The organism is Acinetobacter sp. 5862, assembly GCF_024494585.1.
Taxonomy (GTDB): Bacteria; Pseudomonadota; Gammaproteobacteria; order Pseudomonadales; family Moraxellaceae; genus Acinetobacter.
In genome coordinates this window covers 1-14441 of record NZ_JANHGP010000051.1, presented here as the reverse complement: position 1 = coordinate 14441, position 14441 = coordinate 1, and the positions used below count along the sequence as shown (strand labels likewise).

General features: G+C 38.5%; 16 protein-coding genes. 7 read left to right on the top strand and 9 right to left on the bottom strand.

The genetic code is table 11. From position 1 onward, the window contains the following. Nucleotides 1-101: 101 nt before the first annotated feature. On the bottom strand, nt 102-1103 hold the full coding sequence (locus NO346_RS09170; RefSeq protein WP_256414983.1) for an LLM class flavin-dependent oxidoreductase: 1002 nt from the start codon (nt 1101-1103) through the stop codon (nt 102-104). A gap of 144 nt (nt 1104-1247) precedes the next feature. Further along, nucleotides 1248-1763 carry a glycine zipper domain-containing protein gene (locus tag NO346_RS09165; RefSeq protein WP_087544278.1) on the bottom strand — a complete coding sequence of 172 codons (516 nt, stop codon included), beginning with the start codon at nt 1761-1763 and terminating at the stop codon, nt 1248-1250. Nucleotides 1764-2009: 246 nt separating this feature from the next. Between NO346_RS09165 and NO346_RS09160 the strand changes: the two genes are divergently transcribed. Beyond that, on the top strand, nt 2010-2726 hold the full coding sequence (locus tag NO346_RS09160; RefSeq protein WP_087544279.1) for a pseudouridine synthase: 717 nt from the start codon (nt 2010-2012) through the stop codon (nt 2724-2726). Here NO346_RS09160 and NO346_RS09155 read toward each other — a convergent pair whose 3' ends face one another. The 4 genes from NO346_RS09155 to NO346_RS09140 form a co-directional block, all read right to left on the bottom strand. Then, nucleotides 2727-3170: an N-acetyltransferase gene (locus tag NO346_RS09155; RefSeq protein WP_087536111.1), complete on the bottom strand. Its 444-nt coding sequence runs from the start codon at nt 3168-3170 to the stop codon at nt 2727-2729. It lies immediately after the preceding gene. Nucleotides 3171-3268: 98 nt separating this feature from the next. Further along, nucleotides 3269-3583 (bottom strand): type II toxin-antitoxin system RelB/DinJ family antitoxin, encoded by a 315-nt coding sequence (locus NO346_RS09150; RefSeq protein ID WP_005160916.1) that lies wholly within the window; start codon nt 3581-3583, stop codon nt 3269-3271. Between the two features lie 110 nt (nt 3584-3693). After that, a complete protein-coding gene (locus NO346_RS09145) occupies nt 3694-4602 on the bottom strand; it encodes a pseudouridine synthase (protein ID WP_256414982.1) in 909 nt (302 codons plus the stop codon). 1 nt (nt 4603) lies between these two features. After that, entirely contained in the window at nt 4604-5230 is a 627-nt protein-coding gene (locus tag NO346_RS09140; protein WP_256414981.1) for a hypothetical protein, read from the bottom strand. A gap of 106 nt (nt 5231-5336) precedes the next feature. Between NO346_RS09140 and tsaE the strand changes: the two genes are divergently transcribed. The 5 genes from tsaE to NO346_RS09115 all read left to right on the top strand — a co-directional run bounded on the left by tsaE (nt 5337) and on the right by NO346_RS09115 (nt 10181). Further along, the gene (tsaE, locus tag NO346_RS09135; protein WP_256414980.1) at nt 5337-5813 is read left to right on the top strand and encodes a tRNA (adenosine(37)-N6)-threonylcarbamoyltransferase complex ATPase subunit type 1 TsaE; all 477 of its coding nucleotides are present in this window, start codon (nt 5337-5339) and stop codon (nt 5811-5813) included. After that, a complete protein-coding gene (gene mutL, locus NO346_RS09130) occupies nt 5803-7743 on the top strand; it encodes a DNA mismatch repair endonuclease MutL (RefSeq protein ID WP_256414979.1) in 1941 nt (646 codons plus the stop codon). The genes tsaE and mutL overlap by 11 nt, the downstream gene beginning before the upstream one ends. 6 nt (nt 7744-7749) lie before the next feature. Further along, nucleotides 7750-8694, top strand: coding sequence for a tRNA (adenosine(37)-N6)-dimethylallyltransferase MiaA (gene miaA / locus NO346_RS09125; RefSeq protein WP_256414978.1), 945 nt, complete (start codon nt 7750-7752; stop codon nt 8692-8694). A 91-nt stretch (nt 8695-8785) separates the two neighbouring features. Next, a complete protein-coding gene (hfq, locus tag NO346_RS09120; RefSeq protein ID WP_042106774.1) occupies nt 8786-9241 on the top strand; it encodes an RNA chaperone Hfq in 456 nt (151 codons plus the stop codon). Between the two features lie 79 nt (nt 9242-9320). Next, on the top strand, nt 9321-10181 hold the full coding sequence (locus tag NO346_RS09115; RefSeq protein WP_256414977.1) for a DMT family transporter: 861 nt from the start codon (nt 9321-9323) through the stop codon (nt 10179-10181). A 27-nt stretch (nt 10182-10208) separates the two neighbouring features. On the opposite strand, the gene NO346_RS09110 is transcribed toward NO346_RS09115, so the two are convergent. From NO346_RS09110 to NO346_RS09100, 3 genes are all read right to left on the bottom strand, one after another. Next, the gene (locus tag NO346_RS09110; protein WP_004955032.1) at nt 10209-10862 is read right to left on the bottom strand and encodes an oxygen-insensitive NAD(P)H-dependent nitroreductase NfsB; all 654 of its coding nucleotides are present in this window, start codon (nt 10860-10862) and stop codon (nt 10209-10211) included. A gap of 142 nt (nt 10863-11004) precedes the next feature. Next, nucleotides 11005-11721 (bottom strand): UDP-2,3-diacylglucosamine diphosphatase, encoded by a 717-nt coding sequence (locus NO346_RS09105; RefSeq protein WP_256414976.1) that lies wholly within the window; start codon nt 11719-11721, stop codon nt 11005-11007. An 83-nt stretch (nt 11722-11804) separates the two neighbouring features. Beyond that, nucleotides 11805-12314 (bottom strand): peptidylprolyl isomerase, encoded by a 510-nt coding sequence (locus NO346_RS09100; RefSeq protein WP_256414975.1) that lies wholly within the window; start codon nt 12312-12314, stop codon nt 11805-11807. Nucleotides 12315-12480: 166 nt separating this feature from the next. Here NO346_RS09100 and NO346_RS09095 point away from each other — a divergent pair, with 166 nt between their 5' ends. Beyond that, entirely contained in the window at nt 12481-14208 is a 1728-nt protein-coding gene (locus NO346_RS09095; RefSeq protein WP_256414974.1) for a glutamine--tRNA ligase/YqeY domain fusion protein, read from the top strand. Nucleotides 14209-14441: the final 233 nt, after the last annotated feature.

Below are 14441 nucleotides of genomic sequence, written 5' to 3'. Positions count from 1 at the left end.
AGTATCTACGTTACGGCAAGAAAAATACCTCCTATCAATACATGGGCGTGGTGAAATAAGCATTGCAGAACGAGGCAATGCTTATTTGAAAATAGGATTGCCTACTGGTTTTTTAGCTCCATGAGCAAGCTAAAGTTTTCCAGACGTTTTTGTGTATCGTAAATATCACAGGTGAAGATAAACTCATCTACATCATATTGCGCGGCAATTTTTTCCAGTCCTGTTTTGACAGTTTCCTGTGAACCAATTTGAGCCATTGCATAGAAATTCTGGATGGCGAGTTGTTCAGCGCTGCTTGCCAGACCTTGTATTGATTCAGTTGGCGGTTTGAGTTTTAGACTGTGCCCCCGAATCAGGTTTAAAATACGCTGATAAGAACTGGTAGCTAAATATTGTGCTTCTTCATCAGTTGCCGCAACGACTGTTGGTACGCCCATTGACACATAAGGTTTATCAAGATATTCAGATGCTTGAAAATTCTCACGGTAAATTTCGATTGCTTGACCTAACATACGTGGAGCGAAATGTGATGCAAAAGAATAGGGAAGTCCCAACTTTGCAGCAAGCTGTGCGCTAAACAGACTTGAACCTAGCAACCAGACAGGTACATGAGTGCCTTGACCTGGGGTGGCAATAATTTTCTGGTTGGGCTGTGGGTCTTTAAAATATTGCAAAATTTCCATTACATCCTGAGGAAATTGATCTTCGGTTTCTTGACGCCCGCGTCGTAATGCACGCATGGTCATTGGATCAGTTCCTGGAGCACGCCCCAAACCAAGTTCAAAACGATTTGGATAAAGTGTTGCTAAAGTCCCGAATTGTTCTGCAACAACTAATGGTGCGTGATTAGGTAACATGATGCCACCAGAACCTAAGCGAATTTTGTCTGTATTTGCTGCGATGAATCCTAGTAAAACTGCCGTTGCGGAACTCGCAATTCCATCCATATTGTGATGTTCAGCTAACCAGAAACGTTCATAACCAAGCTTTTCAGCGTGTTGAGCAACTTCTAGTGCATGACGAAGTGAAAATTCAATACTTTTATCGTCTCTGACAGGAGCTAACTCCAAAATTGAAAATTTGATCTCTTGTAGTGACTTCATTTTTTAACTCTCAAAATCATATATCGAAATAATACGATATTAGCTTGTTTTTGTATATCGAATATTGTCGATATTTATTGCGCATTGGATAAAATAAAAAAAGCGCCCGAAGGCGCCAAAAGAGAAAGTGTTAGGATTTGATGATTAATCTTTATACCAACCACGGTGATAGCCATTATCATGACGGTAATGATGACGAGATTTATAGTATCTACGATCATCATAAGAACGACGGTTGTCGTAACGGCGCTCATCGTAAGAACGACGATTTTCGTAGCGGCGGTCTTCTTCACGATCTTGACCAACTTTTTGACCTAAAGCCGCACCACCTGCTGCACCCAAACCAGCACCAATATAGCCGCCACTCGTTCCACCGACATTACGTCCAACGGTGTAACCACCAACACCGCCTAGTCCACCACCAATGGCGGCTTCAGTGCGATCACGTTTATTGCTTGATGCTGCTGCACCACCAGCACCACCAATTGCGGAACCAATCATGGCACCCGTATTACCGCCAAGTTGTTTACCAACTGCTGTACCAACAATACTACCAAGTGCTGAAGTTGCTGCAACACGTGCTGTATTATCTGCATGTGCAACAGTCATCATTGATGAGGTTGCCAAGATGACGCTACATAACCACATATTCGATTTCATGGTGAAACTCCTTATCCATTCTTTTGGACAGTATTCTTTTGCTTGAGACAAATGTAACAAGACTTTTAAGTGGAAATATGGAGCGCAATAGGATGATTGAGAGAGTTTGGCGAGAGTTTTGTATATGTTCTATTACAAATGAACAGATTGTGAATAAATTATAAAAAATAAGAATGAGTATGCTGTAAGCAACGATGCCTAGCTGAATCGAGTACAATAGACTGAGTTTGAGATGAGGATGTAGTTATGCTGTTGGAAAAAATTTTGCAATCGCAAGGCTTTGGTTCAAGAAAGTATTGCCAACAGTTAATTAAAAATGGTTCTGTGCAGATTGAAGGACAAATTTGTGAAAACCCTAAACAGAATATAAATACGGATCAGCTTTGTTTTCAAGTATTTGGAGAAGAATACCAATATCGAGAACATCTCTACATTGTTTTAAATAAACCGAAGGGCTATGAATGTTCACATCAGGCAACGCATCATAAAAGTGTATTTAGCCTACTGCCTGAAATTTTGATCCATCGAGGTATTCAATGCGTGGGAAGACTAGACCAAGATACCACAGGATTATTGTTATTGACTGATGATGGTCAATATTTACAAGCCTTAACCAATCCGCGTAAGCATGTGCCAAAAGTTTATCATGTAACGACTGCCGATCCGATTTCAGCTGAGCAATTAATGGCTTTAGAACAGGGAGTTGAGCTAAGGAATGAAAAAGGTATTTATGCCGCAACCAATCTTCAACTATTTTCCACACATCAATTGGCAATGACAATTCATCAAGGTGTTTACCATCAAGTTAAACGTATGCTTGCCGCAGTCGGAAATAAAGTTGAGCTTTTACATCGCCAACAAATAGGATTACTTGAGCTTTCTGAATTACCAGAAGGTGAATGGATTTATCTTACATCTTCGCAAAAACAATTAAGTCAAAATATTGCTTTAGATATCGAGTAACTATTTTAAAAAACAGTGAAAGGTCTTGAATTCATCATCTTGAATAAATCCCATTTGTTCATAAAGACGGCGAGACTCATAATTATTTTTTTGTGTTTCGAGACTAATTCTTTGTGCATTTTCATGGCGAGCAAAAAGGATTGCGGTGTCAATTAATTGCTTAGCCGATCCTTGTTTTCGATAAGATGGGGTTACATAAACATCATCTAAAATATAATAGGTTTCGCAAGAAACAGATGAAAAAGCAAGGTACAGTAAAACAAAGCCTGTGAGCACATCATCTTTAACGTGAATGAAAATGACACTATCTTTATTTTCGAAACGATGTTTTAGAAATTGATAGGATTGTTCAATATTGGATGATGTACCATAGAATTGACGGTATTCATCAAACAAGACAGCAAGTTGGTGAAGATCTTCTTTTGTTGCTCGTTTAACAATCATTCCTGTCCATCCTTGCATTTATAATTTTATTTGGACTATCAGAATAACGAAAAAATTTAATCTTAAAAAATAAAAACTTGTTTATAAATGCAACATTGTTAAGTTTTGTCACTTTCACCTAACAGTGCATTCAATTCTTCAAATAGATCTTCATGATCGTCTTCAACGTCCAAATCTATAGCAGTTGAAGGATTATTTATTGCTGCATTTTTAGATTTACGGAGCTTGAGTAACTGTTCCATATTAATGTTTTGATTTTCAATCGCAAAAGGAATTGATTTCGTCAACACAACTTGTTTAAAGAAAAGACGAACAGCTTGGGCAGGGGATATACCTAACTGCTTAAAAACAGCAAAAGCTTGTTTCTTTTCCTGTGAATCAAGTCGAACCTGATAAACTTCTGTTTTTCGCATGAAAGATATGACCAAATATTTTTAGTTATCATCATGTATTCTAAACCATTGCAATGTAATTTCAATATTTCTGAAGTGAAAAAAATAACAATTTTGTCATTACGTTGTATTTACAATGTCAATTCAAATTTAGAATTAAAATGCATTTCTTGATTTAACACGGGATCGATAAAATAAATCTCTTTTGCTAACAACTGGAGCGGTTGTTCAAAGTCATCATCGGCTTTATGTGCGACAACTGGATAAAACGGATCATTTAAAATTGGAATGCCTAAGTAATTAAGGTGCACACGCAATTGATGTTGTTTACCCGTCTTGGGTTTAAGCTGATATTTTGCGTAATGTTGATTGTGTTCCAAAAGCGCTATCAAAGTTTCAGAATTCTGAGGTTTTTCAGAATTAATTTGCATCGTGTAAAACGGCTGACCTTTTTCTAAATGGAGCTGTAATATTTGTGGGAAATGTAATTCAGCTCGATAAGCTGCAATCGCGTGATAGATTTTTTGCACTTTTCGATCTGCAAAAAGTTGTTGGTATACTCCTCGAAGTTCTGGTTTTTTACAGAATAAAACGATGCCCGCTGTTTCGCGATCCAGTCGATGAATCGGGGTTAGATCCTCATATCCAGTTTGCTTTTTTAAACGTACTAATAATGTTTCCTGAACATATTGTCCAGTTGGGGTCATCGTAAGAAAGTGGGGTTTATCAACCACGAGTAAATGTTCATTTTCGTATAAAATCTCATGCTGAAAAGGCACATGAGTTTCTTGGGCTAGGAAACGATAATAAAAAATATGGGTATTTGCTGTATAGGGACTTTCCAGCGTCAGGATTGAACCATCAGCAGCGTAAATCAGTTGGTCTGCAAAACGCTGTTGCCATTCTTGCGGCTGAATATGGGGGAAATGCTGGCAAAGATATTCAAAAACTGTGTTTACAGTGAGGTCATTGGGTAAAAAGACTTTACTGGCACTGACACCATTGATGAGAGGTGGAGTAAAACTTTCAATAATATTCATATTATTTGAGTGAGGCTGAATGGTGGAAACTAGGTATAAATCCCTCATCAAATGCTTTGACAAAAGATTCTGGCGTGAGGATATTCACAATCAGGTCATTTGGTAATTCAACTTCCTGTTGATAGCCATCAAAAGACCAAACCAAATAATGATTGTCTTTAAAGATTACGATTGCTTTTGAGTCATGCTCAAAGAAAGTGCCAATTGGTAAATCAGAAATTTTGGCTTGAAATGTTTTCTTGTTTTTATCTGCTGTTAGGCGGTCGTGATGAATTTTTTTATCCATCTCTTTTACAGGTAGTGAAATACCAGTGTTGTTTGCATGAATCCATGCATTTTTAAACTGTTTATAGCGCTGGTTTTGACATTCTCCACAAGGACGGTGACCTGCCGCCAAGGCGGTTGCTTCATCTAAAAAGAACAGTTCAGAATAAGACTGCCCAAAAACCTCTCTTTTGACATTGCCGAATGTGGTTAGACAATTGATCCATGATTGGGTGGAAAATTGCTTAATGATTTGCTTGTCTGTATTATGCAGCTTACCACCACGATTCCCCATTAAAGTCGCACTTTTTGAGGGATGCGCGTTCAATTTTCCCCAAGGATCAACCCGATTTTGTAGAGTCATGTCTTCTCTTCAATGTTGTAAAAAAGAACCAAGGTATTGCTATGGATTAGGCTTTGAAGCTGTGCAATGTTATCATAGCGGGTATCCCAATTTTATTCTATTTGCTATGTCATATTCAGTGAAATTTACTTTAAATCATGAACAAGACACTCAAAAATTTGCGCAAGTGCTCTCACAACAAGTACATTCAGGCGTTATATATTTGATTGGTGATTTAGGGGCTGGAAAAACGACATTTACGCGTTACTTTATCCAGAATCTTGGGCATCAAGGTTCAGTAAAAAGCCCAACTTATACCTTGGTTGAGCCATATACCATTCAAGGCAAAGAAATTTTCCATTTTGACTTGTATCGTTTAGATGATCCCTATGAATTAGAACTGATGGGAATTCGTGATTATTTAGAAACCCCAGATGCTTTATTCTTATTTGAATGGCCGTCAAAAGGTGGAGACGAAATTCCAAAAGCTGATCTAATCATTGATATTCAAAAATCGGATGATGAATTGACTCGGTTTGTTACGCTAACCACTGAATCCGAATCTTTATCTCAAACTTTGCAGGAACAATTGAATGGCGCATGATTCAACTCGTCGTATTCATACCCTTGATGCTGCCTTAGCCAACCAGATTGCTGCGGGTGAGGTGATTGAACGTCCATCATCAGTTGTTAAAGAATTATTAGAAAATGCAATCGATGCTGGCGCAACCGAACTTATTATTCGGGTAGCGCAAGGTGGTTCGACCCTGATTGAAATCATTGATAATGGCCATGGAATTCATCCTGAAGATTTACCATTAGCGGTGATGCGGCATGCGACAAGTAAAATTAAAACATCGGAAGACTTGCATGCAATTGTTAGTTTAGGCTTTCGTGGAGAAGCATTAGCTTCGATTGCTGCAGTATCACGTTTAACGTTGACCAGTAGCCAAGATGAGCAAGGCGTGGGTTATCAGGTTGAAGTGAATGGAACAGCGTTTGATCATCAACAAATACAGGCTGTTGCAGCACAAAAAGGTACACATATTCGTGTACAAGATTTATTTTTCAATGTGCCAGCGCGCCGAAAGTTTTTAAAAAAACCAAGTACAGAATTTGGTCATATTGAAGAAATAGTCCGTCGTTTGGCTTTGACTCATTTTGAAATTCGTTTTGTACTCGAACATAATGATAATATTCGTTTAAATTTGCCGATTGCTGATAGTGGTGAATTACGTTATCAGCGTGTCCAGCAGTTGTTAGGTCAACAGTTTATTCAAAATGCCTATTGGATCGATGCTGAAAGTATCAATATGCGTTTGTCAGGCTGGTTAGGACATCCTTCCGACGCACGAGCACAGGCTGACATGCAATATGTGTATGTGAATGGTCGTATTGTCAAAGACAAAACCATTTCACATGCGTTACGTATGGCCTATGAAGGAATTTTGCATGGTCATCAACATTCATCTTATTTATTGTTTTTAGAAGTTGATCCTGAAAATATCGATGTGAATGTACATCCAACCAAACATGAAATTCGTTTTTTGAACCAGCGTGAAGTACATGAGTTTGTACGGCATTATGCCAAAGCAACCTTGTCTCAATTTCAAACCGCAACTGCTGATTTAGCACAAGCGATGAAAACAGATGAAGCTGAGGCAGAAAATTTTAATTATCAGCCTCAGCCAAAATACCAACAACAATTCAATTTACATCGAGCAGTAGCTGAGCCTGAACGACAAGCCAATCAGCAGGTTGTTGTTTCGACAGATTTACTCACTGAGTTTAATCAAAGCCGCCCACAGGCAGTACAGTATAATTCAACACCTCAAGAACCACGTTATAATGGCTCTGCACAGTTAAATAATGCACTCAAAAGCTATTTAGCGCCTTTACGTGAAGAAACAGAAGATGGAAATGATCAAGGCCCATCACGTGTAGATGAGTTTCCTTTGGGAATTGCAATCGCACAACTGCATGGCATCTATATTTTGGCGCAAAATACTGAAGGCCTGATCATTGTGGATATGCATGCGGCACATGAACGTATCTTGTTGCAGCAGATGAAGTCGGCATGGGATAAACCTGAATTTTGGACTTCGCAACAACTGCTGATTCCTAAAGTTGTTTCCATTACTCGTATGGAAGCGACTCGCGTTGAAGATTTACAACCACAATTAGAACGTTTGGGGTTGGAAATTGATCAATATGGCGATGATCAAGTGATTGTGCGTGGTGTGCCTGCCATTTTGCATAAAGCTGACTTTAGTAATTTAATTCCAGAACTATTAAATGATCTTGATCCAAATGATGAAGCCAGAGGCCTATTACAAAAACGTGATGAGCTTCTTGCTGGTATGGCGTGTCATGGGGCTGTAAGAGCACATCGACAACTCAGTCTTTCGGAAATGAATGCTTTATTACGCCAAATGGAACAAACTGAATTTGCCAGTCAATGTAATCATGGGCGTCCAACTTGGCGCGCATTTCCATTGCATCAATTAGATAAATTATTTGCTCGAGGAGAGTAGTTTTACATGTCAAATCAATTGCCCGTCATCAATTTAATGGGGCCTACCGCAAGTGGTAAAACAGCATTGGCATGCGAACTCTATGAACGCGGTAATTTCGAATTGATTTCTGTGGATTCAGCTTTAGTTTATAAAGATATGGATATTGGGACTGCTAAACCCACAAAAGAAGAGCAACAACAATACCCGCATCACTTAATCGATATTATTACACCGCTGGAAGTGTACTCGGCAGCCCAGTTTGTTGAGGATGTTTGCCCATTAATTGATGACATGCACGCACGGGGCAAGACACCAATTTTAGTGGGCGGCACAATGCTATATTTTAAATCGCTACTTGAAGGATTAGCTGATAATCTACCGAATGCGGATCAAAGTATTCGTGATGCAATTCTCGCTAAAGCTGATCTTGAAGGCTGGCAGTCTGTTTATGATGAATTGGCTTCTGTTGATCCAATTGCTGGACAAAAGTTCAAAGTTTCAGATAAACAAAGAATTATTAGGGCATTAGAAGTTTACCGAATTACAGGTGAACCAATAACAAAATTACAGGCAGAGCAGCCTAAAAATCAACCATATCGTTACAAATTTCATAATTACGCATTGATGCCAGATCGGGTAGAATTACATCAACGTATTGAGCAACGTTTAAGCAAAATGTGGAGTATTGGATTTTTAAATGAAGTAGAGGAATTAATTAGAAAATACGATTTAAGTGATAATTTACCATCCATGCGGTCTGTGGGTTATCGTCAAGCTTTAGATTTTTTATTAAAAAGTGATCTAAGTCTCAAAAATAAAGTAGAAATGGAGAGCAAAGCATTATTTGCGACACGGCAACTTGCCAAACGTCAATACACTTGGTTACGTTCTTTGCAAGAAATACACGATTTTAAAACTTACGTGACGATAAAGCAGGCGAAAGAAGACTTGCGAAACTTCTTTGGATAACGCAAAATTCGCAGGCTGTCTTTTTATAATTTTTAGTTGAAAAATAAAGATAGTTTTTTTGCGCTGATTTAAAAATTTTTTGGAGTTACAAATGTCTAAAGGTCAAACTTTACAAGATCCGTTCTTAAATTCTCTCCGTAAAGAACGTATTCCAGTTTCTATTTTCCTCGTGAACGGTATTAAATTACAAGGGCATATTGAGTCTTTTGACCAATATGTTGTTTTGTTAAAGAACACTGTAAGCCAAATGGTTTACAAACACGCTATTTCTACAGTTGTTCCTGCGCGTAACCCTCGTCCAGCTGGTGCTCAAGGTACTGGTGGCTTCCCAGCTCAAGGTGCTACAGGTGGCTTCGGTGGTCAAGGTGCTGCTGGTGGCTTCGGTGGTCAAGGTGGCGGCTTCGGCGGTCAAGGTGGCTTCGGTGGTCAAGGCGGCTTCGGTGGTCAAGGCGGCTTTGGTAGCCAAGGTGGCTTTGGTGGTCATCAAGGTGGCTTCGACAGCGAAACTAAATTCGAAGATGGTCAAGAAGACGAAAATAATCGTTAATTGATAATGATCGTTAAGAAAATGCCAGTCTAATTTCAGACTGGCATTTTTTTGTGTTTAAAAAGTCAGAATAAATATTATGGAAATGATTATTGCTGCTGCGTGTTGCAGTGTACTGGTATCGATTTTATTAAAGTTTTTAAAAACAAAAGGGTTTGATGTCTTTCAAATGATCGCATGGAACTATTTGAGTGCAAGCATCTTGTGTTTTTATTGGTTTAAAACTGACATCACGCATATCTCAATTCAGAATACTCCTTGGTGGCTTATTTTTCTTTTAGCTATTTTACTCCCTAGCATTTTCTTATGCTTAGCTAAATCATTGCAATTTGCTGGAATTCTTAAAACTGAAATAGCCCAAAGATTATCAGTTGTACTTTCTTTACTTGCGGCCTACTTTATATTTTCAGAACAATTTAGCCAGTTAAAATTAATTGGTGTTGGTGTTGGGATAATCGCAGTCTTCGCTATTATTTTTGGACAGGCGACTGAGAAATCGCTTAAAGGCACCAGTGTAAGATCAGCGCTTTTCCTGTTAAGTGTTTGGGCTGGATACGCTGCAATTGATGTATTGCTTAAATATAGCAGTACTTTAGGGCTGCAGTTTGCAGTGACATTAAATTTAACATTTATAGCTGCATTTATTTTATCAATAGGCTATCTTGCATTTGCGCAACCAAATTGGCAACCTAAAAATATATTTATGGGTCTACTTCTTGGTGGGATAAATTTCGCGAATATTGCCTTGTATGTAAAAGCACATATGATTTTTAAAGAGTCACCTGCAATCGTATTTGCTGGAATGAATATTCTTGTCGTCATGTTAGGTGTAGTTAGTGGCGTAGTGTTCTTTAAAGAAAAACTAACTACTTACACATGGATTGGTTTATTTACTGGAATATTTGCAGTGCTGTGTTTAGCTAAATCAATGATGAATTAAGGGAGCTTTAACTCCCTTAAATTAAAATTATAAGCGAGTGAATACGACTTGATCTGGCAGTCGCGATTTAGGCAATTTTGCATTAAAGTCATTTTCACTACGATAACCTAGAGAAACAACAACGGATGCCTTTAAACCTTTTTCAGCTAATCCAAATTCTTGATTGATAGTATCTCGATCAAAGCCTTCCATTGGGGTTGCATCAATTCCTTCTAATCCTGCAGCGAATAGTAGTTGCCCAAGTGCAAGATAAGTTTGATTTTCCATCCAAGCAGAGAGATTTTTAAGTTCATTGCGATAAAACTCAACATAGCCTTTACGAGTATCTCGTTGCCCTTGTTTTGCGGTTTCATCTTTGAAGCGACCATTTAGTTCATCTTGTTGTAGTAATTGTTCTAAGTATTCAGCGCTGATATCAGTACGAGTACAAAATACGAGAGTATGCGAAGAATTTAAAACTTTTGCTGAATTATAAATATAGTTACCAGTTAGGGCTTTCGCAATTCTTTGTTTCGCCTCATCGGTTTCAGCAATTAAAAAATGCCAAGGCTGAATATTTACTGAAGAAGGGCTGAAACGCAGAACTTCGAGTAGTTTTTCAAATTGTTGTTGTGGAATTTTTTTCTCTGCATCATATGCCTTTGTTGCATAGCGTGTTTTGGCAGTAACTAGAACATCCATCCGTCTTTCACTCAATTAGAAATTTTAATGATTTTACTTGATATTAATTACATCGAAAGTAGCTAAATGTGATTTTGTATAGAGATTTAAGTTTTACGAACGGTGAATAAGTTAGTCAAAAAAAATCTACGTATTTACTCGATTAATATGACCATTTTTTGAAATCGAGCTTAAAGTTTTCTTGCTCATTTATCTCAAGTATCCAAGCCGTATCTTCACGCCAATCACCAAGGACAATACGCTTTTTATTAATAACTTCGTGAATTTCAGGGCGATGGGTATGACCGTGGATTAAGAAATCTACTTGATGAATGGCATTTTCAACGACATGCAGATTCACATCCATAATGTCATAACTTTTTAGTTGTTTAGTTTCACTACTTTTTTTACGAAAACCATTGGCAAGTTTTTGTCTAAAATTTAAAGGTGTGCTCTTTAGAATGCCCAATAAGATTGGATTACGTATCACTTTGCGAAAACGTTGATAAGCAACATCATCGGTACATAAAGCATCGCCATGTTCGAGGCGAAACTTCCTATGATTAATTTCTAGAATATAAACATCAGGTAAAAGCGTAGCATTAAATAGTGCTAAAAACTTCTTACCCAAAACAAAATCTCGATTTCCAACTTGGAAATAAACATGATTATTCGCAGCTGTGAATTCTTGTAAGGCTGTAATAATTTCATCTAGCCATGGGGCACTATAATCATCACCAATCCAAGCATTAAACCAATCACCCAAAATATAGAGGTGTGTGTTTTTATCCTGATATTGTTTCAATAAAGCCAAAAACCCTCGAACGAGTCGAGGGTGATCAGGTGACAAGTGTAGATCTGAAATAAACAGGTAGGTCACACTTTTTTCCTTTTAATCTCCCTAAATCCCTCTTTAAAAAGAGGGACTTTCCTCCCTTTATAAAGGGAGGTTGGCAGGGATTATTACTCAGCAATAATTTTAGCTGATTCAATCACAACGTTCTCTAAAGGAACATCTGCATGGTAACCACGGTTACCAGTACGCACGCCTTTAATTTCAGCTACAACATCCATACCTTCTACAACTTTACCAAATACCGCATAACCCCAGCCTTGTGCAGTTGGCGCTGTGTGGTTTAAGAAAGAGTTGTTTTTAACGTTGATAAAAAATTGAGCAGATGCAGAGTGCGGAGCTTGAGTACGCGCCATTGCAATTGTGCCTTCATCGTTGCTTAAGCCGTTGTCAGCTTCATTTTCGATAGAATCACGAGTAGCTTTTTCTTTGAAGTTTTCGTCCATGCCACCGCCTTGGATCATGAAACCATCAATCACACGGTGGAAAATTACGCCGTCATAGAAACCGTCGCGTACATATTCTAAGAAATTTGCAACCGTTTTTGGTGCTTTTTCAGCGTTAAGCTCAAGAACAATACGACCTTTATTGGTATTTAATTCGACTTGAGGAAAACTCATTACATTAATCTCCTAAACATGGGTTTGTGACCATGGGTTTTTGGTTGAGAGAAGCATAAGCAAACTGTAAACTACAAGGCAAGTAAAAAACGTTAAAATCTTTCATAAATAGCAAAGATTGCGTTTTTATTTCCCATTTTTAACTGTAAGAAGTGATTTACACCCTATGAAGCCAAATGATGTTGTTTCAGAACTGCCAAAGACCCCGACGCCGAATACTCATGCCTCTGTCGATGCCGCGCAGCAAGAACAACAGGCAGGCTTGGACTTTGTACGTCAGGTGATTACCGATGATTTAAAAGAAGGTCGTACCCAAAAAGTTGTAACTCGTTTCCCGCCTGAGCCAAATGGGTATCTGCATATTGGTCATGTCAAAGCAATTTGTTTGAACTTTGGTATTGCCGAAGAATTTGATGGTCTATGTAATTTACGTTTTGACGATACAAACCCAGATGCCGAAGAACAAGAATATGTTGATGGTATTGCCAATGATGTGAAATGGTTGGGCTTTAACTGGAATGGTGAGCCTCGCTATGCTTCTGGTTATTTCGATCAACTTTACACGTGGGCTGTTCAATTAATTGAACAGGGGGATGCCTATGTGGACTTGCAAACACCTGAAGAAATCAAGTTGAATCGCGGTAGCTTTGTGGAGCCAGGTAAAAACTCACCATACCGTAATGCGACTGTGGAAGAAAATCTGGCGCGTTTTGAGCAAATGCGTAATGGTGAGTTGGGCGAGGGCAAAGCGGTTTTACGTGCCAAAATTGATATGACTAGCCCGAATGTACACATGCGTGACCCAATCCTTTATCGCGTGTTGCACTCAGAACATCACCAGACAGGTGACAAGTGGAAAATGTATCCAATGTATGACTATGCTCATCCATTGTCTGATGCAATTGAGGGTATTACCCACTCACTCTGTACTTTAGAGTTCCAAGATCACCGTCCGTTCTATGACTGGGTGATTGAGAAAGTCCACTCTCAGGCTGTACCGCGTCAATATGAGTCATCACGTTTAAACATCGATTACACGATTACTTCTAAACGTAAATTGCGTAAATTGGTTGAGGGTAACCATGTACAGGGTTGGGATGATCCGCGTATGCCAACCGTAGTGGGGATGCGTCGCCGTGGTTTTACCCCAGAAGGTCTGCGCGATTTTTGTAAGCGTGTGGGTGTGTCGAAAACTGACGGTATTGTTGATGTGGCAATGCTTGAATTCTGTATTCGTCAATCTTTGGAAAATGCCGCAGCGCGTGGAATGGCGGTATTAAATCCACTTAAAGTCACGCTCACTAACTTACCTGAAGAATTAGATTTAACTCATTCACGTCATCCAAATGTTGATATGGGTGAACGCGTTATTCCATTAACACGTGAACTTTATATTGATCGTAAAGATTTTGAAGAAGTACCACCAAAAGGCTTTAAGCGTCTGATTCCAGATGGTGAAGTGCGTTTACGCCATGCCTATGTGATTAAATGTGATGAAGTAATCAAGGATGCCAATGGTGAAGTAATTGAGCTTAAATGTTCAATTGATCCTGAAACGTTAGGCAAAAACCCTGAAGGTCGTAAAGTCAAAGGGGTTATTCATTGGGTCTCTGCAACGAAAGGTATACCTGCTGAAATTCGTATTTACGATCGTTTATTTACCGAAGCTGCGCCAGATGCAGATGATGATTTCTTGGCAAATCTAAATTCTGAATCATTAAAAGTCGTTCAAGCGGTGATTGAGCCTGCTTTGGCACAAGCACAACCTGAAGATCGTTTCCAGTTTGAACGTGAGGGGTACTTTGTTGCAGATCAACATGATCATAATGCTGATAAACCTGTATTCAACCGCATTCTTGATCTTAAAGATAGCTTTAAAGTAGAGAAGAAATAACCTTTAGGCGAATTTGAACTCTTTTTAGCTCGAAGAATTTAGTTTAGACATGGAAAAGCCCAATTTTAAATTGGGTTTTTCTATTATATTATGGATTTATGTGGTAGAAATAAATAATCATTGAAATAAGTAAAACCGTCGACATGAATAAATAAGTATTAGACTTCCGTCATAAATCAAAAAACGTACAATTTATTTGATCTTAAATTAATCAGCAAAATTATTTAATTCAA